Annotated in this window: 25 protein-coding genes; 11 read left to right on the top strand and 14 right to left on the bottom strand. The window is 50.1% G+C overall.

Translation table 11 applies throughout. The features are described from left to right. Positions 1 to 21 precede the first annotated feature (21 nt). On the top strand, positions 22 to 1,473 hold the full coding sequence (gltX, locus tag BWK47_RS12855) for a glutamate--tRNA ligase (protein WP_162328938.1): 1,452 nt from the start codon (positions 22 to 24) through the stop codon (positions 1,471 to 1,473). A gap of 103 nt (positions 1,474 to 1,576) precedes the next feature. Here gltX and BWK47_RS12850 read toward each other — a convergent pair whose 3' ends face one another. Both BWK47_RS12850 and BWK47_RS12845 read right to left on the bottom strand, forming a co-directional pair. Beyond that, complete coding sequence (locus BWK47_RS12850; protein ID WP_162327076.1) at positions 1,577 to 1,726, bottom strand: hypothetical protein; 150 nt, start codon at positions 1,724 to 1,726, stop codon at positions 1,577 to 1,579. Between the two features lie 94 nt (positions 1,727 to 1,820). After that, positions 1,821 to 2,237 (bottom strand): 1,4-dihydroxy-2-naphthoyl-CoA hydrolase, encoded by a 417-nt coding sequence (locus tag BWK47_RS12845; protein ID WP_162328937.1) that lies wholly within the window; start codon positions 2,235 to 2,237, stop codon positions 1,821 to 1,823. 175 nt (positions 2,238 to 2,412) lie between these two features. Between BWK47_RS12845 and BWK47_RS12840 the strand changes: the two genes are divergently transcribed. From BWK47_RS12840 to BWK47_RS12820, 5 genes are all read left to right on the top strand, one after another. After that, positions 2,413 to 4,014: an efflux RND transporter periplasmic adaptor subunit gene (locus tag BWK47_RS12840; protein ID WP_237269638.1), complete on the top strand. Its 1,602-nt coding sequence runs from the start codon at positions 2,413 to 2,415 to the stop codon at positions 4,012 to 4,014. Positions 4,015 to 4,222: 208 nt separating this feature from the next. After that, positions 4,223 to 6,208, top strand: coding sequence for an ABC transporter ATP-binding protein/permease (locus BWK47_RS12835; RefSeq protein WP_162328936.1), 1,986 nt, complete (start codon positions 4,223 to 4,225; stop codon positions 6,206 to 6,208). Positions 6,209 to 6,415: 207 nt separating this feature from the next. After that, positions 6,416 to 6,592, top strand: a complete 177-nt coding sequence (locus BWK47_RS12830; RefSeq protein ID WP_162328935.1) for an NAD(P)H dehydrogenase subunit NdhS — start codon at positions 6,416 to 6,418, stop codon at positions 6,590 to 6,592. Between the two features lie 119 nt (positions 6,593 to 6,711). Then, positions 6,712 to 7,491, top strand: a complete 780-nt coding sequence (locus BWK47_RS12825; RefSeq protein WP_162328934.1) for a pentapeptide repeat-containing protein — start codon at positions 6,712 to 6,714, stop codon at positions 7,489 to 7,491. A gap of 198 nt (positions 7,492 to 7,689) precedes the next feature. Continuing rightward, positions 7,690 to 7,983, top strand: a complete 294-nt coding sequence (locus BWK47_RS12820; RefSeq protein ID WP_162329697.1) for a YggT family protein — start codon at positions 7,690 to 7,692, stop codon at positions 7,981 to 7,983. Positions 7,984 to 8,038: 55 nt separating this feature from the next. On the opposite strand, the gene BWK47_RS12815 is transcribed toward BWK47_RS12820, so the two are convergent. After that, positions 8,039 to 8,944, bottom strand: coding sequence for a CoB--CoM heterodisulfide reductase iron-sulfur subunit B family protein (locus BWK47_RS12815; protein WP_162328933.1), 906 nt, complete (start codon positions 8,942 to 8,944; stop codon positions 8,039 to 8,041). A 306-nt stretch (positions 8,945 to 9,250) separates the two neighbouring features. Here BWK47_RS12815 and sigC point away from each other — a divergent pair, with 306 nt between their 5' ends. Then, on the top strand, positions 9,251 to 10,465 hold the full coding sequence (gene sigC, locus BWK47_RS12810) for an RNA polymerase sigma factor SigC (RefSeq protein WP_162328932.1): 1,215 nt from the start codon (positions 9,251 to 9,253) through the stop codon (positions 10,463 to 10,465). Here the strand turns inward: sigC and egtC are convergent. Next, a complete protein-coding gene (egtC, locus tag BWK47_RS12805; protein ID WP_162328931.1) occupies positions 10,462 to 11,298 on the bottom strand; it encodes an ergothioneine biosynthesis protein EgtC in 837 nt (278 codons plus the stop codon). The genes sigC and egtC overlap by 4 nt on opposite strands. Positions 11,299 to 11,965: 667 nt before the next feature. Between egtC and BWK47_RS12800 the strand changes: the two genes are divergently transcribed. After that, positions 11,966 to 13,225, top strand: coding sequence for a DUF4912 domain-containing protein (locus tag BWK47_RS12800; RefSeq protein ID WP_162328930.1), 1,260 nt, complete (start codon positions 11,966 to 11,968; stop codon positions 13,223 to 13,225). 104 nt (positions 13,226 to 13,329) lie between these two features. Here BWK47_RS12800 and BWK47_RS12795 read toward each other — a convergent pair whose 3' ends face one another. From BWK47_RS12795 to BWK47_RS12760, 8 genes are all read right to left on the bottom strand, one after another. Then, the gene (locus BWK47_RS12795; protein ID WP_162328929.1) at positions 13,330 to 14,991 is read right to left on the bottom strand and encodes a phospholipase D-like domain-containing protein; all 1,662 of its coding nucleotides are present in this window, start codon (positions 14,989 to 14,991) and stop codon (positions 13,330 to 13,332) included. Further along, entirely contained in the window at positions 14,979 to 15,341 is a 363-nt protein-coding gene (locus BWK47_RS12790; protein ID WP_237269637.1) for a hypothetical protein, read from the bottom strand. The genes BWK47_RS12795 and BWK47_RS12790 overlap by 13 nt, the downstream gene beginning before the upstream one ends. A gap of 56 nt (positions 15,342 to 15,397) precedes the next feature. Beyond that, entirely contained in the window at positions 15,398 to 15,949 is a 552-nt protein-coding gene (locus BWK47_RS12785) for a TolB family protein (RefSeq protein ID WP_162328927.1), read from the bottom strand. A gap of 55 nt (positions 15,950 to 16,004) precedes the next feature. Further along, on the bottom strand, positions 16,005 to 16,712 hold the full coding sequence (rpiA, locus tag BWK47_RS12780) for a ribose-5-phosphate isomerase RpiA (protein ID WP_010873640.1): 708 nt from the start codon (positions 16,710 to 16,712) through the stop codon (positions 16,005 to 16,007). A 238-nt stretch (positions 16,713 to 16,950) separates the two neighbouring features. Continuing rightward, the gene (locus BWK47_RS12775; protein ID WP_162328926.1) at positions 16,951 to 17,406 is read right to left on the bottom strand and encodes an RNA recognition motif domain-containing protein; all 456 of its coding nucleotides are present in this window, start codon (positions 17,404 to 17,406) and stop codon (positions 16,951 to 16,953) included. Between the two features lie 228 nt (positions 17,407 to 17,634). Further along, a complete protein-coding gene (locus tag BWK47_RS12770; RefSeq protein ID WP_162329696.1) occupies positions 17,635 to 17,979 on the bottom strand; it encodes a rhodanese-like domain-containing protein in 345 nt (114 codons plus the stop codon). A gap of 37 nt (positions 17,980 to 18,016) precedes the next feature. After that, complete coding sequence (locus BWK47_RS12765; RefSeq protein ID WP_162328925.1) at positions 18,017 to 19,624, bottom strand: SpoIID/LytB domain-containing protein; 1,608 nt, start codon at positions 19,622 to 19,624, stop codon at positions 18,017 to 18,019. A gap of 61 nt (positions 19,625 to 19,685) precedes the next feature. Further along, entirely contained in the window at positions 19,686 to 19,862 is a 177-nt protein-coding gene (locus tag BWK47_RS12760) for a hypothetical protein (protein ID WP_162327075.1), read from the bottom strand. A gap of 3 nt (positions 19,863 to 19,865) precedes the next feature. Between BWK47_RS12760 and BWK47_RS12755 the strand changes: the two genes are divergently transcribed. Together BWK47_RS12755 and BWK47_RS12750 are read left to right on the top strand one after the other, a co-directional pair. Continuing rightward, the gene (locus tag BWK47_RS12755) at positions 19,866 to 21,332 is read left to right on the top strand and encodes a hypothetical protein (protein WP_237270020.1); all 1,467 of its coding nucleotides are present in this window, start codon (positions 19,866 to 19,868) and stop codon (positions 21,330 to 21,332) included. A 26-nt stretch (positions 21,333 to 21,358) separates the two neighbouring features. Continuing rightward, the gene (locus BWK47_RS12750) at positions 21,359 to 21,817 is read left to right on the top strand and encodes a YraN family protein (RefSeq protein ID WP_162328923.1); all 459 of its coding nucleotides are present in this window, start codon (positions 21,359 to 21,361) and stop codon (positions 21,815 to 21,817) included. A 36-nt stretch (positions 21,818 to 21,853) separates the two neighbouring features. Here the strand turns inward: BWK47_RS12750 and BWK47_RS12745 are convergent, their stop codons facing one another. Next, complete coding sequence (locus tag BWK47_RS12745) at positions 21,854 to 23,104, bottom strand: competence/damage-inducible protein A (protein WP_162328922.1); 1,251 nt, start codon at positions 23,102 to 23,104, stop codon at positions 21,854 to 21,856. A gap of 208 nt (positions 23,105 to 23,312) precedes the next feature. Beyond that, positions 23,313 to 24,017 (bottom strand): GTP cyclohydrolase I FolE, encoded by a 705-nt coding sequence (gene folE / locus BWK47_RS12740; protein WP_010873633.1) that lies wholly within the window; start codon positions 24,015 to 24,017, stop codon positions 23,313 to 23,315. 336 nt (positions 24,018 to 24,353) lie between these two features. Between folE and pyrR the strand changes: the two genes are divergently transcribed. Beyond that, positions 24,354 to 24,890, top strand: coding sequence for a bifunctional pyr operon transcriptional regulator/uracil phosphoribosyltransferase PyrR (pyrR, locus tag BWK47_RS12735; protein WP_162328921.1), 537 nt, complete (start codon positions 24,354 to 24,356; stop codon positions 24,888 to 24,890). Positions 24,891 to 25,030: the final 140 nt, after the last annotated feature.

The following is a 25,030-nucleotide window of genomic DNA, read 5'->3' as shown; positions in this document are numbered from 1 at the left end:
CCATTGCAACGAGGAAAACCTGTGACTGTCCGTGTCCGCATTGCCCCTAGCCCCACTGGTAATCTCCATATTGGGACTGCCCGCACCGCCGTTTTTAATTGGTTGTTTGCTCGTCACACCGGAGGCACTTTCATTCTGCGGGTGGAGGATACGGATTTGGAACGCTCCAAGGCGGAATATACGGAAAATATTCAGTCCGGTTTGCAATGGTTGGGCTTGAATTGGGACGAAGGGCCTTTTTTCCAAACCCAACGGCTGGAGCATTACCGCAAAGCAATTCAACAGTTGCTGGACCAGGGGTTGGCTTACCGTTGCTACTGCACCAGTGAAGAATTGGAACAAATGCGGGAAGCCCAAAAGGCTAAGAACCAAGCTCCCCGTTACGATAATCGCCACCGTAATTTGACCCCAGACCAGGAGCAGGCTTTGCGGGCTGAAGGTCGTCAACCAGTAATCCGTTTTCGCATTGACGATGATCGCCAGATTGTTTGGCAGGATCAAATCCGGGGCCAGGTGGTGTGGCAGGGCAGTGATTTGGGTGGTGATATGGTCATTGCCCGGGCATCGGATAATCCCGATGAAGCTTTTGGCCAGCCGTTGTATAATCTGGCGGTGGTGGTGGACGACATCGACATGGCCATTACCCATGTGATCCGGGGGGAAGACCACATTGCCAATACCGCTAAGCAAATTTTGCTCTACGAAGCTTTGGGAAGTGCAGTCCCCACCTTTGCCCATACGCCGTTAATTTTGAACCAGGAGGGCAAAAAATTATCTAAGCGGGACGGAGTAACTTCCATTGATGATTTCCGGGCCATGGGTTTCCTGCCCCAGGCGATCGCCAACTATATGTGCTTGCTGGGCTGGACTCCCCCGGATTCAACCCAGGAAATTTTTACTTTGGCGGAAGCGGCAGAGCAATTTAGTTTGGAGCGGGTTAACAAAGCTGGGGCTAAGTTCGATTGGCAAAAATTAGATTGGATCAATAGTCAATATCTCCACGCTTTACCAGCGGCGGAATTAGTGCCCCTATTGATTCCCCATTTACAGGCTGGGGGTTATCAAGTTGATCTAGAAAAAGACCAAGCTTGGTTAGAAAGTTTAGCTAGTTTAATCGGCCCCAGTTTGACTAGGCTCACCGATGCAGCCACAGAAAGTCAGTTACTCTTTGGCGATCGCCTGGAACTCAAGGAAGATGGACAAAAGCAATTGGCTGTGGAGGGAGCTAAAGCGGTTTTAGAAGCGGCGTTAACCTTTAGTCAAAACACACCCGAGTTAACTCTGGATGAAGCCAAAGGGGAAATTAATCGTTTGACCAAGGAATTGGGTCTGAAAAAAGGCGTGGTGATGAAATCCCTCCGGGCTGGGCTGATGGGCACAGTACAGGGGCCAGATCTACTGCAATCCTGGTTGTTACTACAGCAGAAAGGCTGGGCTACAACCCGTCTCACCCAGGTGATCGCCGCTGAATAATATTGGGTTATCGAATGTCGTAAAAACCCCCTGCTTTTCCATAGGAGAAGGGGGGGAACTGAGAAAAACTTGGGTCAAAAACCTTAACCGTCTCTCCGGTCTCTCAGACATTGTCCTGGTCTTGATCCGTGGCATTGGGGGAATTATTATTCTGCTCCTCCCGATTTTGTTTAGCGATGCGCCATTGTCCCGTATCAGGGTCTCGGTAGGCCTTGTAGGGGGAGGGTCGCAACGGTTGGGAAGAAATTTTCACAGATATCACCCAAAGCCCAGGCGATCGCCAGGCTAAATCTCACCAGTCCAAGTTTAATGTTTTGATTTAGTTTGACAATGACGACAATCACCCCTCACGGGTGATACAAATCACAAATCGCCGTTTGCCAGGGTTGGGGTAAGGGCGCTTTTTTCCTTTCCGGTAGGGCAATGCAGACATGGTGGGTTTGGGCCCGGGCTAGCAGTTGGGCAGACTCGGCTTGGCTAATCTCATAATCACAGCAAAAACGATGGGCACTAGCCTGGGTAATGGTCAAGTTCACCAACAGGCGATCGCCACAGTGGGCAGGGGCGAAAAAATCAATGCTGGCATGGACTAAGGGTAAGGCAAAATTCCCGGCACTAATGATATTTTGTAGGGATAAATGTTCTGATGATAGCCAACTTTCATAGGCTTCATGGCACATTTGCAAAAATTGGTTGAAATAAACCACCCCAGCTCCGTCCGTGTCCGCCAGGTAAACTTGCCTTTCATAGGTAAATGTCCCCATAGTCCTCCCCAGTTAACCGACCACTATCCCTTGAACTACTCCACCTGTTCTGGAACTGGCCACAAAAATCCACAGTCAATCAGCCTGGAAACCAGCAACAATGGTCAAAAATATTAAGAATTGTGCGCCCATCAATCCCTGAACTGGTGGATACAATAACCTTAGATTACCTTCCTTGCTGGCTTTTCTCGGCCATCTTGTTCACCTGAGTCAATTAACTATTTCCGTTGCGTCGTTTTTCGGCTTTTACACTCCCATGGTTAGAAAACGCTCCCAATTCCCTGTGATCGGCTCAATGGTGGCCCTTGCCCTGCTCAACACCGCCTGTGGAGGGGACAAGCCAGGGGCCAATGCCCCCAGAGCAATTCCGGTGCAGTTACAGACCCTGGAACCCAGCTCTGTGGTGGACAGCAACGAGTTTGTCGGCAACCTAGTGGCTACCAACTTTGTCGAGCTGGCCCCGAAAATTGATGGACGTATTTTGCGAATTTACGCCCAATGGGGTCAGCAGGTGAATGAAGGCGACCCAATTTTACTGTTGGAACCGACCCAGCAACAGGAAAATGTCAATGCCGCTGTGGGTAATCTCAACATTCAGCGGTCTAATTTTCAGGTCAGCGAAGCCAATCTCCGCACCTCCGAATCGGAAAGGGATGCGGCCCAGTCTTTTGTTACTACCCAAGAAGCCAACCTCGCCCGGGCGATCGCCGATCTGGCCAATTCCCAGGAAGTGCTGAAAACTAGGGAAGCGGATCTAAAACGGGCCCAGGCCAATCTTAACTTGGCCCAAATTAACTTCAAAAGAGCCCAATTTTTAGTGGAAACGGGGGTGCAACCCCAACAGGATTTGGACAATCGCACCACTGAATTGGAAGATGCCAGGGCCAACACCGAAGCGGCCCAAAAAACAGTCCAGGCGGCCAAAGCTACCGTTCAAGCTAACCAGTCCAGTGTGTCTGCTTCCCGGTCTGCCGTGCAGCAGGCTAAGGATAATTACCAAGCCGCCGTGCAGAGGGTCAGTGCTTCCCGGGCCACCATCAATGCCCAAAAAGGGGCGATCGAGCAAGCTCAAGGCCAATTGGGCGCCACATCCCAGGAATTAATTTATAACCGGGTTTTAGCCCCCGTCAGTGGGGTGGTGGGTAACTTACCGTTGCAAATTGGTGATTTTGTCCGCACGGGGCAAAGCTTTACCACCATTACCAACAACAACGAATTTGAACTGGACATTAACGTGCCAGTGGAACGCTATAACGATCTGCGCCTTGGTTTGCCCGTGGAAGTTGTTCGCAGTGATGGCCAAGCTGGGGAAGTGGGACGCATCAGCTTTATTTCCCCCACTGCCAACCGCAACGATCAGTCCATTTTGGCCAAGGTTATTTTCAAAAATGATGGCAGCCTGCGGAATAACCAGTACGTCCGGGTGAGAATTATTTGGGACCGCCAACCGGGCTTTTTGATTCCCACTACGGCGGTTACTTCCATCGGTGCCCAGCAGTTCATTTTTGTGGCCCAACCTAAAAGCAGCCAGGGCGAAGGCAAAGATGGCACGAGCAGTACTGAATTAGTGGCTCGACAAACCCCAGTGGTGCTGGGGGGTATCCAGGGACAATCCTACCAAGTTCTTTCTGGAGTCAAAGCCGGCGAGCGGGTGGCGGTGTCCCGGATTTTGGAATTGCGGGACGGCATAGCCATTGAGCCTGCCAGTGCTGCAACCCCTTCCAGTACCAGTGGTGATGGTGCCGGGGCTGGTAACAAACAACAATCCTCTTCCTAGTGCTCCGTTGGCACTGGAGCTAAAGCCAAATTAAACCCTTTTCCGGTCATAACCTCGCTGGTAATTGATCGCAAACTGTTGGGAAGAGCCCAGTGGGGAACTGTAAGATGGGCATTGGCCCCGATCTCCGTATTTACCATAGTTAATTCCTTGTACCCAAAAAAATTATCCATCGGCATCAAATTTTTTTGCTATTGACCAAATTTCCATGACCCAAGCCCAAGCCAAGCGTTTTCAGTTTGATCGCCAACTGTGGCACCGCTTTGTTGAAACTGCCCAGCCCTATTTTTATCCGGTGGGGCAAAAGCAAACTCGGGTTTTTCTCGGTCTCATCCTGGCCCTCATGGTGGTGGTGGTGGCCTTGACCCTATTTTTATCCATGGGGTTGACCCTCTGGGCCACAGCAATTTTCCCTGACTTTTTTGCTAAATCCGGTAAGGGTTTGGTAGATGGGGTACAAGGTCTGATCAATTCCCCGGCTCCTTGGATCGGTTTAGTGGCCTTGGCCATGGCCGGGGCTGTTTTCATCAGCCAGCGCCAAAAATTACAACAACGGTGGCTCCAGTGGTTGCTGTTGGGCGTATTGTTATCTCTACTATTTATTGTCAACGGCTTAAACGTTATTTTAAGCTTTGTTTTTCGCTTCATTGATACAGCTTTAAACGGCAAAGATGCAGAAGTATTTTGGCAATTTCTCTGGATTTATGGCATTGTCATTGTGGTGGCTATTCCCATCATTGTGGCTTATCGTTATCTACGGCAAAAGCTGGGGGTACTCTGGCGGCAATGGCTGACGGAACACTTTCTTGGCCGCTACTTTAAAGGGCGTTCCTACTATCATCTCGACTCCAATTCTGCCTATACCTTAATTGATAATCCCGACCAAAGGATAACCCAGGATATCCAATCCTTTACCGGGGTTACTCTGGATTTTTTATTGGATATCCTTGACTCCATCCTCACCTTAATTTCCTTTACCGCCATCCTCTACACCATTTCCCAAACCCTTATGTGGGGGTTGATTGGTTATGCGGTCTTCGGGACAGTGGTGGCGATCGCCATTGGCACTAGGCTAATCCGCATTAACTATGAACAACTGCGGTTGGAAGCTAATTTCCGTTACGGCTTGGTGCGGGTAAGAGATAACGCCGAATCCATTGCCTTTTATCGGGGAGAAGGGCTAGAGCGTAAACAGGTTACGGATCGTTTGCTAGGGGCGATTAGAAACTTTAACTTGCTAATTATTTGGCAAGCTTTAATCAGCTTATTTCAGCTAGGCTATAACTATTTCACCAGGCTAATTCCCTATATTATCATTGCCCCCCTTTACCTAGCGGGAGACCTGGACTTCGGGGCGATCGCCCAAGCTAGTTTGGCCTTTGGCATGGTCCTTTCTGCCCTATCTCTAGTAACCAACCAGATTCAAAATATTACTGAATTTGCCGCCAGCATTAACCGTTTAGGAGAATTTTACGAATCTTTAAATGGCCCCAGCAACGAATTGGAACGGCTGGAAAGTACTGGTTTTGACCACAACGTTATCACAACCCGTATTGGTGCCACCGTTACCCTGGAAAATGTCAGCCTTTCTCCCCCCAATTCCTCACGGATTTTGGTACGGGATTTATCCCTGGCCGTGGCTCCCGGTAACCATCTGTTGATCATGGGCCCAAGCGGCAGTGGCAAAAGCTCTCTCCTCCGGGCGATCGCCGGTTTATGGGATAGCGGCCAAGGCACCATTGAACGACCTGAACTGGCGGACTTATTATTTTTACCCCAACGGCCCTACATGATTTTGGGCACCCTGCGGGAACAATTGATTTACCCCAGTGCCCAATCCATAGCGGACGACGATTTTCTCTTGGAAACTTTAAACAAGGTTAATCTACCGGACTTAGCCGAGCGTTTTGGGGGTTTAGATAGCCTGGAAAATTGGTCCAGCGTCCTTTCCCTGGGGGAACAACAACGTATTGCTCTAGCTCGAGTTTTCATCAACCAACCCCGTTACGCCATCCTCGATGAAGCCACCAGCGCTCTGGATGTGAATAACGAGGCGGAACTCTACCATGCTCTGACGGATTTGGGTACTACCTTCATCAGCGTGGGGCATCGGCCTACCCTGCGAAATTTTCACCGGCAATGTCTGGAAGTCCAGGCAGAAGGACGGTGGCAAATAAGCCCGATTAACAATTAATCGATATTCATGCCATTCCATCTGATCCATTTGAACTACCCGGGTTGAGTCAAAGATAAATAAATCCCAAGACCCGTCCCAGCCCCCAACCAAAGATTAGCCCATAGTACTTCCCCCCACATATTTCTATGGTTAACTCTAGGTTTAGGAGCGAAAGAAAACCTGCTCCTTTGCTAGAATTGTCCAATCCAAAATCAGGTAGCCATTATGATTTTTCCCGGTGCAACGGTGCGAGTCACCAATGTTGATGATACTTACTATCGCTTTGAAGGCTTAGTCCAACGGGTCAGTGACGGTAAGGCGGCAGTCCTATTTGAAAATGGCAACTGGGACAAATTAGTCACTTTTCGGCTCTCGGAACTGGAAGTAGTTAAACAGATCTAGCCATTTTGCCCCCTGGCTTGCCACTCCATAACTGAGTTGTGGCCATGGGGGTGGGGACTATCCAGATATTTGGCTAGAATAGAGAGCAATTTTAAGTGGAGTTCCCTCGGCGTTAACCCATGAAAATTCGTCCCTTTCTTGTGGCCCTGGGCCTAACCACCTTTGCTGGCACCGCCCATGGGGCCAACTTTGAAGATTTGACCCAACTGCTATCTACTAAAAAATGTCCTCTTTGTGATTTGCGGGGGGCAGGCTTGGTGATGGTTAACCTCACCCGGGCGGATTTGACGGGGGCGGATTTGTCAGGGGCCAACCTGTCGGGGGCGGATTTGACGGGAGCGAATCTTTCCGGTGCCAATTTAACTTCTGCTTCCTTGAACGGGGCTAATCTATCGGGGGCAAATTTAAACGGGGCGATCACCGACGGTACAGATTTTCGGGAAGCCTATTTTGACCGGGCGACGTTTATCAATACCAATTTGGAAACTGCCTATATGCAGGGGGCCAAAGCTGTTCCGAATACAGCCGGGACTCCCCAACTGTTCTATGGCTGGGGCCTGTTGGAAACTAGTAAGGGAAATTATCAATCTGCCCTCAACCACTATGACCAAGCATTGGCCCTGGACCCGGAATTTGCGCCGGGGTATTTAGGGCGGGGTTTGACTCTGCTGAAAATTGGCAATGAAGCTTCCGCCAAACAAAATGTGGAATACGCCCAGTTATTGTTTGAAGAAAACCAGGATGAGGTGGGGGTTAAAACGTCAGAGCAATTTTTAGAAGACTTGGCCAATATGCAGGAGGCCCGGCGCCAGGGAGCGGGAAATCCCCAGTTGGATGCCATTGTGCGGGGGGTAGCTTCCATGGCGTTTAAATATTTACTCCCCCTAGTGGGACTCTAGGAATATCGAACTGTGGTTAGCGGCGATCATCCACGAAGCCATGGGAAAACCATAGAAACATTGACCCATGGACAGGGCGTAATCAGCGCTGAATTCTGGCCTGCATAGTTGCCCGTTTGAAGATTGACCGCCAATTTGCCTACAATCAGATCAGACCTTTTTGCCAAAATTTCAGCCCAGTCGGGGCACAAAACACATATGAATTATGCGGCGATCGCCGGCCAGGGCTTAGGAATTCTGCTGGCACTGATGACGGTGTTATTTATTTTTCGGATTATTCTCACTTGGTATCCCCAGGTGGAGCTGACTAAATGGCCCTGGAAACTCATCGCCCTACCCACCGAACCATTGTTAATTCCCCTGCGTAAGCTAGTGCCCCCCATCGGCGGCGTTGACCTAGCTCCTATCCTCTGGGTCTTCATCTGTACCTTTTTGCGGGAAATTCTTATCGGTCAGCAGGGGCTCATCACCATGGCTAGTCGGTTGCAATAAAGTTGCGGTAAAACTAAGTTACGCACCATTGGCTCCCAGCACATTGCCAGATGAATTAGGCGAGACCAAGCTTGGCTAGCACCGGTGCAGTGGTAACCACATGACGGTCAAGTCCTAACTCCTTGGGGTTAATGCCTAGGGCTAAACCTACCAATTGGGGCAGATGTAGCACTGGCAAATTTAATGGTTGCCCCAATACCTTGCCAATTTCCGGTTGACGGGAATCTAGTTGTAGGTGGCATAGGGGACAGGGCGTAACTAAACAATCAGCCCCGGCGGCGATCGCCGTTTGTAAATGCCGGCCAGCCAGTTGAAAAGATTGGGGTGTAGCATAGCTGGAGATGGGCCAACCACAGCATTGGGTGCGACCTTCGTAGTAAATGGGGTTAGCCCCTAGGGTAGTAAAGACTTTTTCCAGGGATTGGGGATCAAAAGGATTAGCTTCCGGTAAATTTTCCTGGGCCCGGAGCAGGTAACAGCCATAGAAAGAAGCACAGTTGAGACCGGTTAAATTTTGCTTAACCCGCTGAGCTAGGGATTCTAACCCAAAATCCTGCACTAAGGCCCAGAGTAAATGGGTCACCCGACTGGAGCCTCGATAGGGAGCACAGCCTTCTTTTTTTAAATAACCGTTGACTTGCTCCACATAGGCTGGATCATCCTGTTGGGCCTTTTTTAGCCTTTCGTCCACATGGGCAATTACCCCCTGACAGGTACTGCAGTGGGTTAATAGAGGCAAATTTAACTGTTCTGCCAAGGCGATATTGCGGGCATTAACACTATCTTCTAACAGTTGGGAATCTTCTTTGAAGGTGCCAGAGCCACAACAGGAAGCTTTTTTTAGCTCCAATAATTTAATCCCCAAAGCTTTACTCAGGGCAGTGGTGGCCAGGTGTAGTTCTCCACAGGCCCCCTGGGCAACGCAACCGGGAAAGTAGGCATATTCAAGGGCGGTAGTCATGGCGGTGACAGGAAGTGTTCTCTCTAGGCAGTATATCGTGGGCTTTTGGTCGGGGAACAAAAAACGCCATTCCCCACTAAGTTTAGTCAACGTCTTTAATGCTCTCCGTCAATGGAAAAGCCTGCCATCGGCCATAGATTTTTTGAAAGGTTTACAATGGAGAGACCGGGATTATAGAACCATATTGTCCAGGCAAACCCCGACTATAGTCGGAACAGTTTGTAGGGCCAGCGCCGACAAAAAAATAGACAATTAAAGAATGTTACCCTTGACTTAACATCGAGTCCCAGTCACCCCCGGACCTCCATGACTAAACCAAGCAACGATGAGCCGCCACTGACTAATGTACGAGATTTGGAAGCTATGTTGCCGCTGGAGGAAGAGGATTTAACGGCAGAATCCCAGGATTTGGAATACACCGCTGTAGCCCATCGTCAGCAATTTAGTACTGATTTAGTGCGCCTTTACCTCCAGGATATTGGTCGCATTCCCCTGTTGAAACGGGATGAAGAGGTGCACATAGCCCAGCAGGTGCAAAGCTATCTCCGCCTAGTGGAAATCCAAAATCGGGCCGCAGAATCCGATGCTGCCATTGACCAATACCAAACGGCGATCGCCGTCCACGATCAACTTTTAGCCCAGTTGGGTCATCGTCCTTCCTATGAACGTTGGGCCAAAATCCTCGGGCAAACCGTAGCGACCCTTAAGCAAACCCTCAAAAGCGGTAAAAAACGATGGGCGGAGTTGGCGGGGTTGACGGTGGAAGAATTAGAGAATATTGAAAAGCAGGGCATTACAGCCAAAGCCCACATGATCAAAGCCAATTTAAGGCTAGTGGTTTCCGTCGCCAAGAAATACCAAAATCGGGGCTTGGAACTTTTAGATCTGATCCAAGAGGGCACTCTGGGGTTGGAGCGGGCGGTGGAAAAATTTGATCCCACCAAGGGTTACCGCTTTAGCACCTATTCCTACTGGTGGATTCGCCAGGGCATCACCAGGGCGATCGCCACCCAGAGTCGTATGATTCGTTTGCCGGTGCACATCACCGAGAAGTTAAATAAAATCAAACGAGCCCAGCGGAAAATTTCCCAAGAAAAGGGCCACACTCCGAAAATTGACGAAGTGGCGGAAGAATTAGGCATGACCCCGGAGCAGGTGCGGGAAGTGCTGACCCAAGTGCCCCGTTCCGTCTCCCTAGAACTCAAGGTGGGGCAGGATAAGGATACGGAGCTAATGGATTTACTGGAAACCGACACCCAGTCGCCGGAGGATGAGTTGATGCGGGAGGCTCTCCAGAATGACATGCAGGAAATTTTGCTAGATTTGACCCCCAGGGAACAGGAAGTAATCGCCCTGCGCTTTGGTTTTCAAGACGGCGTAGCCCACTCCCTATCGGAAATTGGCCGTATTTTGAATTTATCGAGGGAAAGGGTACGACAGATTGAAGCTAAGGCTCTGCAAAAGTTGCGCCATCCCCGCCGCCGGGACCGCATCCGGGACTATTACGAAAATTTGGGTTAGGTCACTGAATCCGCTAGAACTTTAACGGCGATCGCCTCTGGACTATTAATTACCAAAATACTTTGGGAGGGACAGGCCTGCCATTTTTGGTCGGCAAATAGGGGTTCCGAAGCCACAATCACTCCCCCCGGACACCGCTCACTATTAGCCAACCAATATAGACTAGGTTCCGGTTGACGACTGGCATAACGACAGGCCACAATGCGCTGACCATCGGCCAGCAGAATATTGGCGGAAAAAAACGTGTCATGTTGTCGAGCCAACTCCACCAACGTCAGTAAACTTGCCTCCAAAGCTTTTCCCAAGCTCGTCTTTACCCAATCACTATCACCAGGAGAAGTTTGCCTTAACCGCCGGAGATTATCCAAAATCAGGGCAAAAATATGTTCCGAGTCGGTGGTGCCATGGATAAACTGATAACTGGCATCGCTCAATAAATTGCGTAGAGGCCGGTAGAGAGTGGTGCGAAAATTATTGATAAAGCCATTGTGGACAAATAAAAGTCCCTCCTCAGTAAAGGGCTGACAATTAGTCAAATCCACTGCCAACGGCGGTGTTGCGCTACGGACATAACTGACAAAACAACTAGACTGGATATACCGACTCAAGTGGGGCAGATTAATATCACTCCAAATGGGCAGGACATTTTTGTAGAGATAGGGATTGGGCAAACTTTCCTGGTCAAACCAACCCAAGCCAAAACCGTCAACATTCAACAGCCCCGCTGTCATTTCCTGGGGTTGATAGCTCTGGACAATCAGGGAATGTTCCGGGCGATAAATTAGTTGCTCTGGTCGCAGTGGTTGACCCAGATACCCTAAAAGACGACACATAAAAAACTTTTGATAATCCTGGCGACCCGCTGAAATTATCCCTACCGACGGGGGAGACTAAAAAACAACAACAGTGAGTGCCCATCCCGGCACTAGAACTTGATGGAGAGCCTAGACCAACTTGAAAAACCATTGAGGGCAAAAAAGGGCAAGAAAAAGCCCCTGGGCGTCTTTCCTTGTTTCGACTCCGGGGGCTTCAACTTACTCCTCACACACCTCTAGATAATAACTTCCTCACCCACCTACCCCATGGACACTATGACAGTTAAGAGATTGTCACAGCATCTGGGTTGATTATCAAGAAAGCTTGACTTTTGCCGCTTCGCCCCGGAATTGATGGGAGCAAAAAACATAAAACTTCACAAAATAAATCAAGGATTCATGACATAAAATTCGGCGAAATGCCTGAAACTCTGTAGTAGTCGGTGATCTTGGGGTTTTGATCCCCTTGACGTTCCGCCGCTGCTCCATGTTACAAAAGGTGAAGTTTGTGATCCCCGTGGGACTCTCTCCGGCGATCGCCCTGGCTCAAGGTCAGGAACTTTAACAACATTCACCTTTGCTCCCCCTGTATTCACCATTGGAAGTAACTAAACCCATCCTCTTTCCACGGGCTGATTGTGGAAACCCGTAGTATGGACTGTCCCATAAACCCAGAGTAATTGTTATGGCTAAAGAAGACCGACCCTCCCTCAAAGACATGACGCTGCGACAATTACGCCGAGTTGCCAGTGAATGCAATATTTCCCGGTACAGTCGGATGCGTAAATCCCAGCTACTGGCAGAGGTGGAAAAAGCCCTCAACAAACCTGCCCCTGCCCCATTTTCTGTCAAACCCCTTAACCGTCCCCAGGAGGAACAAGCTGTGGAAGCTTCTAAATTTGAACTTGGTCAAGATGATAAAGTTGGCGCCCCCCTCACCGCCGTTGATGAAGTTTTGGGGGATTTGCCCGGTGGTTATGGTGAAAGCCGCATTACCCTCATGCCCAGGGATCCCCAGTGGGCCTACGCCTATTGGGATATTCCCAAAGAACATAAAGATGCTCTCCGCAGTCAGGGGGGACAGCAATTGGCCCTACGGCTCTACGATGTAACTGACCTCGATTGGCAAACCGCCAGCCCCCACAGTGTTCAGGAATATCTCTGTGATGAATTGGCCCGGGAATGGTATTTACCGATCCCCGTTAGTGACCGGGATTATGCCCTAGATATTGGCTACCGCACCTTTGATGGTCGCTGGCTCACCCTGGCCCGTTCCACCCCCATTCGCATTCCCCCCGTTTATCCCTCCGACTGGGTGGAGGAAGTATTTGTCACCGTCAATTGGGACGAAGACCTCCAAGGTAAAACCATTTACCAATTGGTGCCCCCCAGTAAACGTTCTGCGGGAGTTTCCACCGCTGTGTATGACCAAGTGTTTGACATGGCCCAGGGAGCGGAGGCAATGCGGATGGCCGGTTCCCTCTACGGTTCTATGCAACATGTACCAGGTTCCATCACCCATGAGCAAACCTTGAGTTCCTATGTGTTTCCCTCCGGGGTGGGTCTGTGGGCTGCTCCCAATGTTTCTGGATTGAATATGTCCGGCATTGGCATGGGTTACGGTCTTTCCAGTGCGGAATTTATGGCTTCAGAAGCCCCAGTCCGTCCCCGGCAATTCTGGTTGGTGGCCGATGCTGAACTGATTGTTTACGGTGCCACAGAACCCGATGCCACGGTGACCATTGGTGGCCGGCCGATTAAGCTCAATGAAGATGGCACTTTCCGCTTCCAAATGTCCTTCCAAGATGGTCTGATCGATTATCCCATTGTGGCAGTGGCGGTGGATGGCGAACAAACCCGTAACGTGCATATGAAGTTTACCCGAGAGACTCCTTCCCGTAACACCAACACAAAGGAAGAAGCCGTACCGGAATGGTTTAGCTAAACTGCGCCGTTTCCAGTTTATTTGCCATTGTTCAAACGAGATAAATCATAAATTTCCCGCCCAAAGGATGTGAGTTATTGCCCTTTCCTTGGTCGGGAATTTTGTTACCACGTAACTTTGCCCCGTAAACCGTTGATTTTGCTGGGACCAATGCCTTTGACCCGGCCCAGGTCTTCTAGGGAAGTGAAAGCCTTTTGCTCCCTGGTAGCAATGATTTTTTCGGCGGTGCTGGGGCCAATGCCTGGTAAGCTTTCTAGCTCCTCCTGACTTCCTCGGTTGAGGTTAACCAGGCGGTTGGGGGTAGCAGTAGCTAGGGGTTGGGGACTGGATCTGGGGTTGGTGCACTCCTGCTCCTGGCGATCAATGCGGGCTTGTACTGTGGGGGGTAAACCATACTCTGTGATGGCATAAAGTCGATTCAATTCCTGTTGGTAATGGGCCGCTATTTGGGCATTCTGTAAAACCAATACCGTTTCATCGTTGTTGTGGTTAGCGGCGGGGGACCAATTGTGGGAACCGGTGATTACGGTGTCATCATCCACCAGGGCAAACTTATGATGTAACTTGTCTCCCCTTGGTAGGGCCGGAGTACCGACAAATTCGGTTGGCAATGCCCAGGGACGATTACCAGGTTGTTCTAGGCAGTCTTCTAGCAAAGTTACTCCCAAGAGATCCAGCCCTTCACTGTAGTAACGGAAGGCAAATCCCCGATCAATTAAAGCTTTAACCTCCGTGCCCGCTTGAAATCTTTGGTTGATCACATTGGATAATTCCTGCTCGCTAAAAACGAACAAGGCCAACTGAATACTTTGCCGGGCTTGATTTAAATATTGGGTAATTAAGCCATTGCTGGTTTCGGCAAAAGGTACTGCTCGGCGATCGGGGGAAAACTTTACTGTTACCGTTGTCTCTCCTACTTTTAGCGCTTTAGCTGGCCTGCTGGGCTTATTAATACCAAAGAGACTGTCTTTTTCTGCCCCAGGCCCGTCCCCCCAAAGTAAATTAAATTCCTCTGTGAAAAGATGGGCGACAGTGGGGGATTGGATCACCAATAGGTTATTGGCGTTGCCTCGAGTAAAATTGTCATCATAGTCGCCATGCTGGTCGCTGGGGGTAAAGTTAGCAGAAGTTACAATGACCGTTTTATTATCCAGGACCATAAATTTATGGTGCATTAAGCCTGAGCCTTTACTGCCATCTTCTGTGTCGTCAATGAGGGGAATTTTCTGAGTGCGGAGAATTTCAATGGCATCCCGTTCTGCGCTTTCTGCGGGACTAATGCGACCGTCTTGATTTTGATCTAAATAGGCTAGGGGACCACGGTAACGGAAGGGATCCTTTTCTGTTTCTACTGCTTCTTTGATGGTTTGATTATAGGTATTTTCCAGCACCAATCTGACCCGGACCCCGGTTTTTTGTTTCTCGACCAATGCCTGGGCAATGCGAGGTAAGCGTAATTCCTGTACTGCTAGGTCAATGGTGGACTGGGCTTGGTCAATTTGCTCCAGAATTATCTGCTCAAAATTGTCCCCCTGACGTTTAAAGTTGCGGTCTGGGTCAATGAAATCGGCTCCCTTGGCATTGTTGAGGTTAAAGTAAACCTGGATATCCTCTTGTTGTGGTAGAGAATCAGGCCGGCTCAAGGCTTGCCCCAACCCCAACGGATCGACTTTGCCAATGCCAATGACGGCGATCGCCACTAGTAAAGCCAGGGCAACAAAAATGACAACGGGGTTTGGTTTCCAGCCTCGGTTTAGTTTTCCCATGGTTCAATCTGGACGATCGCCAACTCGGTCTTACTTTTACCGCAGGGCTCACTACTCTGGCAATCGTTAAAGGATAAGGGTTGATAGGTGAGTTTGACCTTTTGGCCAATCAGGGCAACCTGTTCGCAAATTTCAAAGGCGGCGTATAGCCCCTGATACTGATTACCTTGACTGTCCATCAAGTCCACATAACAAGCTAAATCTCCATTGACCAACTCTGTGATGGTGGCAACTGTGGGCAAAGTCGCTTCCATCGGCTCGGCCTGCACCGGGGGCAGTTCTTTAATTGCAGTGCATGCAACAATACCGAAAAGGAGAGTGGGCCAGATGGGAAAAAAAATAGGTTTCATTGGTGTTAGCACTTTGGTCATATTCTAATTCTCTTGGCCCAGAAGTCTTGCAATTGTTAAGGGGTAGTAATAATTTTGCCCTGGGCATCCATTACCATAATGTCCCACTGGCCGTCCTGGGCCACTTCAAACGCAATCCGATCACCGTTGGCATTGATGACGGGGTTTCTGGTATCAGCGGCTAAATCGGCGGTCAAGTTACGCTTTTGTTCCGTTTGGCGATCGTAAAGGACAATGTCAGTCTTCCCTTGGCGACTGAGGACAAAGACAATGTAGCGTCCATCTTCAGTAATGGTGGGATGACTGGCCACCTGGTCCAGGGCATTGAGGCGGGGCAGGGTTTCCAGGCGGTTATTTTGGAGATTGTATAGATAAATTCCCTGGGTCCCGTTGCGGTCGGAGGTAAAGACCAAAAAGGGATAGGTGACCTGGGGAAAAATTTCCTCGGAGGCACTGTTAACGCCCCGGCCACTGCGGTCAAAGGAAAGACTCAAGTAACGGGGATAGCCACAACCCCCCAATAAAAGCAACAAACCTGCCCAAGTTAAAGACCGCTTGAGCAAGTTAGTGAATGTTTGGAGGTAAAGTCTGGGGGAAAGGGTATCCATATCCCTTCTATTTTCCCACCTTGACTCTAGTTAAGACGATGGAGTTGAGAGAGAACTAGAATTCCCGCACCGTGGGTTGGCCGTCAATAATTTCCCCTACCAAAATTACGTCCGCTACCCCCACAAATAGGCCGTTTTCTAACACACCGGGGAGATTGTTAATGGTTTTTTCCAACTCCGCTGGGTTGGTAATGGCATCAAATTTGACGTCAATGACGAGGTTACCTTGGTCAGTGACAACGGGGCCAGCTTTTTTCACCCCCATGCGTAGTTCTGGTTTACCACCTAATTTGGCTAAAGCTCGCATTACAGGAGTTAGGGCCATGGGAATCACTTCCACCGGCAGTAAAAAAGTGGAACCCAATTTATCCACCAATTTGCCACTGTCTACCACCACCAGAAAAGTTTCCGCCAAGGCATCAACAATTTTTTCCCTGGTGTGGGCGGCCCCTCCCCCTTTGATCAAATTTTTCTGGGGGTCAACTTCGTCCGCTCCATCGATGGCAATGTCAATGCGATCCGCCACATCCAACGTGGTTAGGGGAATGCCATACTTACGGGCCAATACTTCCGCCTGAAAGGAAGTGGGAATGCCCACTACATTTTCCAATTCTCCTTTTTTGAGGCGATCGCCAATGAATTCCAGGGCGTAGGCGGTGGTGGAACCGGTACCCAAGCCAACAATGGTGTTGGATTTAACCCGGTCAGCGGCGGCTTTACCCACTGCTTGTTTCATTAAGTTGGCCGCATCTAGCTCAGCCATAAAAATTTAACCTCCGTTATTTTTTGTTTTAAATTTTTTAATTAATGGACCATTCAGAGTGACATTGGGCAAAATCCTATCACTCCAAATTACCCAACCTTTCTCTAGGCTCTATGGCGTTTTTTATTAAACTCTAAACAGGACAAAGCAATCCGGCAATCGCCGAAATCTCTACAGGCCGAAATCTCTACAGTGCGAACATTATCAGAACAGTTCCGGTTCAGGAAAACCTGGGGGCCTACTGGGCTGCTGTCAGTTTTTCTTTCAGTTGGGCCAACTGGTCTGCCCAACGGGGGTCGGGCTGGAAGCCTTCAGAAGCAGTGCTGGTGTTAGTGCTAGTGGCTGCGGCTTTTTTATTGGTCCGTTTTTTATCAGTGCGGGGTTGCTTAGTTTTTTCGCCACTGGCCACCGGAGGTTCATTGCCCCCTTCTTCGTCATCCTTGGAGCGGGGGTTAGCCTTTTCGATTTTCAAAGGGCTATCCATGAAGGATTGACCATTGTATTTCTCGATGAATTCATCCGCCGCTTCGTCAGTGGAAACCGTCACAAAAGCAAATCCCCGGCATTTACCCGTTTTACGGTCTTTGATAACTTTGGTGGAAACAACGGCATTGGCTTCTGCAAATACTTCCTGTAGTGCTTCCCGCTCAATGGATTCTTTGGGTAGGTTACCGACGTAGAGACGAATGGACATGATCTAAATACCTCCGGGGATATTTTCTGTAGGAGAAATTGCTCGGGCAAAGGGCCCTGTTGGATATTAAAAAAGTTGACTATTGGGCTAACAGTTAACCAAGTTGACGATAATACTAGGCACCAGGCCATGGGGACAGTCCCGTCCGCCCCGGTTACTTTTCTTAATAATATCGGCTATTGTCCTCAAAACCAAACAGTTCGGCCCCCTGCAGTTATCCAATGGGAGTTAATAACGGGGAATGGTGGCATCAATCAAACGGGAATAAGCATCAATTCCCCCCACTACGTTTTTAACTTTACTAAAACCCTGATCCATCAACCAGTGGGCCATCTGGTCTGAACGGATGCCGTGGTGGCACAACACTACGGTTTCTTTCTCCCCATCGTAGCGCTCCCGAATGGTGCCAGACCACTGGGCAAACTCGCTTAAGGGGAGGATTTCAAAGCCTGGCAGGGCCGCAATTTCCACCTCATGGGGTTCCCGCACATCAATCAACTGGCGATCGCCGTTGGGGTGAGCCAACATCAGGGCTAAGTCCTGAACAGAAATTTCGATGGGCATGGAAGTCATACGGGGTGGGGTGGGAATTAGGTGGAAAAAATGGACATCAAGGGCGGGGAGTTTGCCCCAGAATTTGCTCATTGAGCTGTCTGATTTGAGTGCCAGGATAATAAAAAGCCAAAATTTGTTCCGCCGACCAACCCAACTGGGAAAGTTTATAGGAACCAAATTGACTCATGCCGACCCCATGGCCAAAGCCCCCCCCAACAAAGAAGACGCTTTGGAGTCGCTGGTTGGCATCGTAGGTGGGTTCTAGATAGAACAAGGTACTGCGGGGAGGACCAAAGGCACTGCGGGCTTCGTTCTTAGCTAATTCCACCACCCCCTTATCCGTCAGCACTTCCAGGACCAAAATTCTCCCCGATGGCGATCGCCTGGTCACCTTCATATCGTAGATGGTGGTGAAGTTCGCTAGGGGATGACGCCGGTTAGTCAGATATTTTTTTAGATCCTCATTCAACTCCGCCAACGTCGCCGGATAGCGCCATCGCAAAAACTTTCGCCCCGTTTCATTAAAACCCTCTTTGAGGTTAATAAATTTACGGAAAGTAGCTTCATCAGCCAGGCTTTGACTAGACAAGTTCCAAATGGGCTGGGCCGAGTCGATAACCGCCTGGAGATAGGGCCGTTCTTCCCCATTCCAGACATCGCTAAATTTAGCCGTTACCCCCCCAGCAGTAGAGGAGTAGAGGGCATCCACCAACTGATTGTTGTAGGTTAAAACCTGCCCCGCCGTTTCCCTAATCGCCTCATCGGCCCTGGGGCTAGTGCCACTCAAGCCGTAGTAAACCTGACAGTGGGTGGTGGCACACAACTCGTAGCCATCGGCAGCAAAACGACGACGATTTTGCAACGCATAGGTGCGGGCAATGATAGTTTGGGCTTTCGCCGCAGTGGGGGGAGCACCGGGACCAATTTCATGGGGCACTACGCCCCGGAGATAGGTTTCCAGCGGTACATGGTTGACCAAGGTGTAATTGCCGTAGGAGTTGGGCTGGAGTTGTAACCAACCGCCATAGACAAATTTTTTCTCTCCCTCTGTAACTTGGATCTGATTTTTGGTTGCAGTGACGGTCACCCGGTCAGCGGGATAGCTTTGGCCATTGATTACCACCATGGCCTGGGGTTTACTGTCCAACAGCACACTTTCCAGGTAGGGCAATTGGTAGCCTTGTTTTTGTAAATCCGCCAGTAACCAACGGCGCACCAGGGGGCTATCATACACATCCCGTTTAGCCCAGACTTGCCAACGTCCCGGCTGGGTAACTTCCACCGCAATGCCTTGAGCTTGCCAACGGAGGGCATCATCCTCCGCCGTTTCAAAGGTGGCATGGTCTCCGAGCACTAATACTTCCGCCAATTTCCTTGGCACGGCCCGACGGCTAATGGCAATGGTGCCCTGTTTGCCCTGGAGAGTGACCTTTTCCCCCTGGTTGTTAACTGCGGTAAAGGTTAAGTCATCGTTGCCCACCCCGCTAATGGTCAGTTGGTCTCGGTCTTCATCCCCAAAGCGCTGCACGACCCCCACCTGGAGCAAAACATCCTTGGCGAAGCTGGGTAAAGCTCCCCCAGCCACTAAGCCCAGGGTAATGACTAGGCCACCCACACGTTGGACAGCAACCTTCAGTAAGTTAAGGGGGGGGGAAATAAACATAAACAATCAACGGCGATCGATATTGGTGAGGGGATCAAAGGCAATCTAGCATCCTAACCTATCATTTTTGCTCCGCTATCTGGAGGGCATAGGGACAGTGGCCCAGGGCTAACACCGATCGCCAAAGGGTTTGTGTTATTTTGGGGGAACTGTGTAAACGGCCTCCAGCACCGGCATTTTTCCTCACTTTGCCCTGATGGAGACTGGGACCGTCAAAGTTTTTCTGGATGGCGATCAACCTATGGCAATGGATTTACCCCTCAGGTTAAGCAATGCTCCCTCATTGGGCCAGGTTTTCACTCCGGTCAATGTGGCTATTTTGAGTTCCCTCGGCATCCATGGCTTTATTTTGGGCTTGGCTTTACCCCATTGGCAATGGCAAGAATCCGCTGGGGATAACCTGACAGACCGCAATCCCGTGGGAGTGATCGAATTAACTCCAGCAGAACAAAGTCGTTTACCAGAAACGGACATTTTTTCTAGCAGTGGCCTTTTTCCCACTGCCCCCAGTGGTAGTGATCCAGGTGCCATTCCCGCTGACCCAAATTTGCCCATTCCTCCTAGCGGCGACTACAACTATTCCTTGCCCTCGGGGCCGGGCATTATGCCACCGCCACCGGCCATGCCCAATTTACCGGCCTACCCCAATTTGCCCCCCCTGACTAGCTATGGCAATTTGAGCCGTTTACCCATCACTGGTCCCCCCATTCCTTCCCTACCCCGGTTCCCTTCCACCAGACAGATTCCCCGTCCCCCAGGCCTATTTGCTCCCACCCCCGACCAGGGCATGAATCCCCTGGGCCCCGGCCCCAACCGGCCTGATTTTGGACCCTTACCTCCTTCCCAGGGCACAGGCTTTATTACTAGGGCTCCCCAGGGCATTACTACTCCCCAGGAACCGGGTTTGAGGGCGGAGGGAGAAGACACTTCTCCAGAAAAGCTGCGGGAAAATACACTGGTTTCCATTGCCCAGCAAGGCCAGGCTTTAAAAGCGAAGGACACCATTAGCGGCGCCTATCCCCCCATTGCCTGTCGTAATCGTACGGAAGCTACGGTGGTCTATAACGTTTTTCCCAGCGGACAGAAAGATCTGGTGGGCCGCTCCCGCTATCCCATCTTCAATCAGCTAGCTGAACAGGCGATCGCCAACAAAACCTATGGTGAACCCACCCAGGTGACAGTTTCCTTTAAATATGATGCCGAGATTTGTGGTGGTGTGGATCAATTCATTCCCCCCGGTGGAGAAACCACCAATCCAGCAGTGCCGACTGTCCCCACGCCTTCCCAAGTTAAAGTTACCCCGGCCCCCACGATTAGCCCCGCCCCAGGCATAGCTCCTTCCCCTGCTCCCCTGCAGCCTCAGCCGACGCCTCCACCGGCGGTGCGGTCTTCCCCCATGCCCGATGCCCCAGCGCCCCGACGACAGCCCACTACCACTCCCAGTGATCCTCCTATGAACGTGGCTCCGTCCCCTACCCGTTCTGCACCGGCGCCGGCCCCAACAGCCACCCCAACCCCGACTTCATCTCAACCTTCTTTGCCGAAAACGAAGGGGGAAATGTTGCTACAACAAAATCAGGCTCCTTCCATTGTGCCGCCCCAACCCAATGGCAATAATGGGGAAACAGAAGCAGAAGAAACCCAAAGCCAAGCTCCTAGCCTGAACAATAACAACGGTTTGCCGGGGCCCATCCAATCCAAAAAGTAGTCAATGGTGTAAACGAACAAGCAACCATGACGGATTTAGGGCAGGCTGGGGAAAGTTTGGTGGCAGCCTGGCTTGAACAGCAGGGCGGAAAAATCCTGCAACAACGCTGGCGATCGCCGTGGGGAGAAATTGACTTAATTACCCATTTTCCGGACACCAAAATTATCGCCTTTGTGGAGGTAAAAACCCGTAGCGGCGGCAATTGGGACCAGGGGGGATTGTTGGCGGTTAACGCCCGTAAGCGGGAAAAGATATGGCAGACGGCGAACCATTTCCTTGCTAGTCAGCCCCAGTGGAGTGATTGGAACTGTCGTTTCGATGTGGCGATCGTTTTTAGTGAGAGTCAGAGTCAGAGTAGTACGGGCAATAATCCAGCCCACAGCAAGAGAAATCTACCGGCCAACGTTGAACTGGGCCAAACCATTATCTGGCAGGGTTATCGTCTCCGGTTGGAGCAATATTTAACCGATGCTTTTGGGGGTTAGAGAAAAATGGGGAAAAATTAATGGGATTCAGCTAACTCAGCTACTCTGTAAACGCCGCCGCAGATGATCCAATGCTTGGCAAGCACTCAAATATCTAATCCATTCCCGTCCCCGGCGATCGCCAAATTGCAACAAGATATGGCTAGCTTGACCATGGGGATCCGCCAGGCCAACATACACTGTACCAACAGGTTTTTCCTCCGTCCCACCACCGGGGCCAGCAATGCCGGTAATGGCAATGCCCCAATCTGTACCCAGTCTTTCTTTCACTCCCAGGGCCATCGCCTCCGCTGTGGCTTCACTAACCGCCCCACAGTATTCAATGATTTCCGGATCCACCCCGAGAAGTTTAATTTTCACCTGATTATCGTAGGCAATGACTCCGCCCCAAAAGTAGTCAGAACTGCCTGGTTGATCGGTCAACAAAGCTCCTAAACCACCGCCTGTGCAGGATTCCGCCACCGCTACGGTTTCTCCCCGTTCTCGCAACAGGGCCCCCACCACCGAAGCAATGGTATCTTCATCCTCACCAAAATAGTCCAAACCGGCGATCGTCTTAATTTCCTCTGCTACTGGATCAATAATTTCTTTGGCCAGGGCTTCTGAAGAAGCGGGACAGGAAATTCTCAAACGCACTTCCCCTTTACCGGCATAGGGCGCCACGGTGGGATTGGTCAAAGTGAAAAAATCCGTTACTTTTTCCGCTAGAGCCGATTCGCCAATGCCCTGAAAGCGCAACACTCGACTGTAAATGGTGGTTTTTCCCCAACCCTGGCGTTGTAGATAGGGCACCGCCACCCCTTGCCACATTTGGTGCATTTCCGAGGGTACTCCAGGGAAAGTCAAAATTAATAAATCCGGTTGGGGATGCCAAATCATGCCAGGAGCCGTTCCTGTTGCGTTGGCCAATACTTCTGCTCCCACTGGAAGTAGAGCTTGCTTACGATTATTGGCGGCCATGGAGCGCCCCGTTTGGGCAAATTTTGCCTCAATATCAGCAATAACAGCGGTATTTTCCTGCAAAGGAGTCTGGAAAAAATCCGCTATGGTTTCCGTGGTCAAATCGTCCGGTGTCGGCCCCAAGCCCCCAGTAAAAATAAGAATTTGGGCCCGTTCCCGGGCAATGGCGATCGCCTGTTTGATGCGCTCTGGGTTATCCCCCACTACCGTTTGGAAATAATGGGGAATGCCAAGGCGGGCCAACTCCTGGGCTAAATATTGACTATTACTGTTGAGGATTTCCCCCAGCAATAACTCGGTGCCAACACAGATAATTTCAGCCGCCATGGAATTAAGCCCGCTAACAAGGAAACATCACTGGGTCATTAGAATGATCAAAACTACTTCTGGGGGAGAAGTTATATCTAGCCCTATCCATCTCAGTATTGCTAAACCAGTCCAAGCAGATTTTCAACGTCTGAGATTGATTACTAAATATTTCTCCCAAAACCCTAACCAATTCGATGGGTTTTAGATAATTATCCCCAGGAAACAATTAATAGAAATTAGGTTGATGGCGAATCAGGTTCAAAAACTCTTCTCTGGTTTTTTGTTCATTTTGGAAAGAACCAATCATGGCACTGGTCACTGTCCAGGAACCTGGTTTTTGTACACCACGCATTACCATGCACATGTGGGTGGCTTCCATCACCACTGCTACACCTTGGGGATCGAGGATTTCCTGCACTGCCTCAGCAATTTGTCTGGTGAGGCGTTCCTGCACCTGGAGACGGCGGGAAAACATTTCCACAATGCGGGCTAGTTTGCTCAGTCCCACTACTTTTTGATTGGGAATATAAGCCAAATGGGCCTTACCCATAAAGGGCAACATGTGATGTTCACACAAACTGAAAAAATCAATGTCCCGCACCAATACCATTTCATTATGGCCTTCGTCAAAAATGGCACCATTGACTAATTTTTCCAAGGATTGGTCATAACCCTGGGTCAAAAACTGCATTGCTTCTGCTACCCGTTTGGGGGTTTTTAACAAGCCTTCCCTTTCCGGATCTTCCCCTACTGACTCCAACATGACGCGCACCGCGTCCATCATTTTTTCTTTATTCAACTCAACATTTTCGGGATGATATTTCACCTCTTGCCCATTGTGGGTATTACGGTCAGGTAGGGAGGAAAGCTGATTCACTAATTTACCGGTGTTCATGCCGTTATTGATGGAATGGGAAGAAGCAATGGTCACAATAAACTGGAGGTTATGGGTATGTTTTTTAGCCCTAATGCTCCAATCGCCTTGATTGTATCGAATGATGCAGTCTCTAAAATTGTATCCGTAAAAGACCTCTGCACCGCCGACGGGTCTGGATTATGGGCAATAATCACAGTCGAGCCAGACTACCCCTGGAGGTAAACTCCGGGGCTGGAGCCATAAAGATTAGGAATTCATTAAGAAATGTAACAATCGACGTTCTAGATCATACCATGCCCCCACTGTCCGGCAGGGTGAACAGAGGAGACTTTCCCCTGTTACAGTGTCAGTGACAAAACAACTTTTTGGCATCGGTGCAGGTGGTGAGCCATGGCGGCCCAGATCATTGAAATTCTTTCCCCGGAGGAAATCCGACGTACCCTTACCCGTCTGGCTTCCCAGGTAATTGAGAAAAATAGTGACCTGTCGGAGTTGGTCTTACTGGGGATCTACACCAGGGGAGTACCCCTCGCCCATCAGCTTGCCCAGCAAATTGAAATGTTGGAACAAGTTAAAGTCCCCGTCGGGGCGATCGATGTGACTCTCTACCGGGACGATTTAAAACGGATCAAAACCCGCACCCCGGCTAAAACCAAAATTCCCCTCAGTTTGACTGGCAAAAGGGTTGTATTGGTGGATGACGTAATTTATAAAGGTCGCACTATCCGGGCGGCACTCAATGCAGTGACAGAATATGGTCGTCCCCAGGTAATTCGTTTATTAACTTTGGTAGACCGGGGTCATCGAGAGTTACCCATCCATCCTGATTTTGTTGGCAAAATCCTGCCTACAGCGGCGGAGGAACAGGTGAAAGTATATTTACAGGATCCTGATGGTCGGGACACGGTGCAGTTAATTAAAGGTTAATTTTCAACTCAAAATGCAGAATTTTTTTGTCATTGGTTTTCAATCCTGTCTGCGGCTTTTTGGTGCGTTTTGGATTTTTGGCGGCTTTCTGACCCTACAGGCGGCGCGGGAATCCCTCTTTTTAGACCGGGCCATAGAGG

It is taken from the genome of Synechocystis sp. CACIAM 05, from assembly GCF_010222815.1.
Taxonomy (GTDB): domain Bacteria; phylum Cyanobacteriota; class Cyanobacteriia; order Cyanobacteriales; family Microcystaceae; genus Synechocystis.
This window is presented reverse-complemented; position numbering and strand designations above follow the sequence as displayed.

What these genes read in the sequence shown, in the direction of transcription:
- BWK47_RS12785 (WP_162328927.1), bottom strand. Translation starts at nt 15,949, where the DNA reads ATGGATACCCTTTCCCCCAGACTTTACCTCCAAACATTCACTAACTTG.
- egtC (WP_162328931.1), bottom strand. Translation starts at nt 11,298, where the DNA reads ATGTGTCGTCTTTTAGGGTATCTGGGTCAACCACTGCGACCAGAGCAA.
- BWK47_RS12765 (WP_162328925.1), bottom strand. Translation starts at nt 19,624, where the DNA reads ATGTTTATTTCCCCCCCCCTTAACTTACTGAAGGTTGCTGTCCAACGT.
- BWK47_RS12745 (WP_162328922.1), bottom strand. Translation starts at nt 23,104, where the DNA reads ATGGCGGCTGAAATTATCTGTGTTGGCACCGAGTTATTGCTGGGGGAA.
- BWK47_RS12750 (WP_162328923.1), top strand. Translation starts at nt 21,359, where the DNA reads ATGACGGATTTAGGGCAGGCTGGGGAAAGTTTGGTGGCAGCCTGGCTT.
- BWK47_RS12835 (WP_162328936.1), top strand. Translation starts at nt 4,223, where the DNA reads ATGACCCAAGCCCAAGCCAAGCGTTTTCAGTTTGATCGCCAACTGTGG.
- BWK47_RS12815 (WP_162328933.1), bottom strand. Translation starts at nt 8,944, where the DNA reads ATGACTACCGCCCTTGAATATGCCTACTTTCCCGGTTGCGTTGCCCAG.
- BWK47_RS12755 (WP_237270020.1), top strand. Translation starts at nt 19,866, where the DNA reads ATGGCAATGGATTTACCCCTCAGGTTAAGCAATGCTCCCTCATTGGGC.
- BWK47_RS12830 (WP_162328935.1), top strand. Translation starts at nt 6,416, where the DNA reads ATGATTTTTCCCGGTGCAACGGTGCGAGTCACCAATGTTGATGATACT.
- BWK47_RS12845 (WP_162328937.1), bottom strand. Translation starts at nt 2,237, where the DNA reads ATGGGGACATTTACCTATGAAAGGCAAGTTTACCTGGCGGACACGGAC.
- BWK47_RS12775 (WP_162328926.1), bottom strand. Translation starts at nt 17,406, where the DNA reads ATGTCCATTCGTCTCTACGTCGGTAACCTACCCAAAGAATCCATTGAG.
- pyrR (WP_162328921.1), top strand. Translation starts at nt 24,354, where the DNA reads ATGGCGGCCCAGATCATTGAAATTCTTTCCCCGGAGGAAATCCGACGT.
- BWK47_RS12795 (WP_162328929.1), bottom strand. Translation starts at nt 14,991, where the DNA reads ATGGGAAAACTAAACCGAGGCTGGAAACCAAACCCCGTTGTCATTTTT.
- BWK47_RS12800 (WP_162328930.1), top strand. Translation starts at nt 11,966, where the DNA reads ATGGCTAAAGAAGACCGACCCTCCCTCAAAGACATGACGCTGCGACAA.
- BWK47_RS12790 (WP_237269637.1), bottom strand. Translation starts at nt 15,341, where the DNA reads ATGAAACCTATTTTTTTTCCCATCTGGCCCACTCTCCTTTTCGGTATT.
- BWK47_RS12770 (WP_162329696.1), bottom strand. Translation starts at nt 17,979, where the DNA reads ATGACTTCCATGCCCATCGAAATTTCTGTTCAGGACTTAGCCCTGATG.
- BWK47_RS12820 (WP_162329697.1), top strand. Translation starts at nt 7,690, where the DNA reads ATGAATTATGCGGCGATCGCCGGCCAGGGCTTAGGAATTCTGCTGGCA.
- rpiA (WP_010873640.1), bottom strand. Translation starts at nt 16,712, where the DNA reads ATGGCTGAGCTAGATGCGGCCAACTTAATGAAACAAGCAGTGGGTAAA.
- BWK47_RS12825 (WP_162328934.1), top strand. Translation starts at nt 6,712, where the DNA reads ATGAAAATTCGTCCCTTTCTTGTGGCCCTGGGCCTAACCACCTTTGCT.
- sigC (WP_162328932.1), top strand. Translation starts at nt 9,251, where the DNA reads ATGACTAAACCAAGCAACGATGAGCCGCCACTGACTAATGTACGAGAT.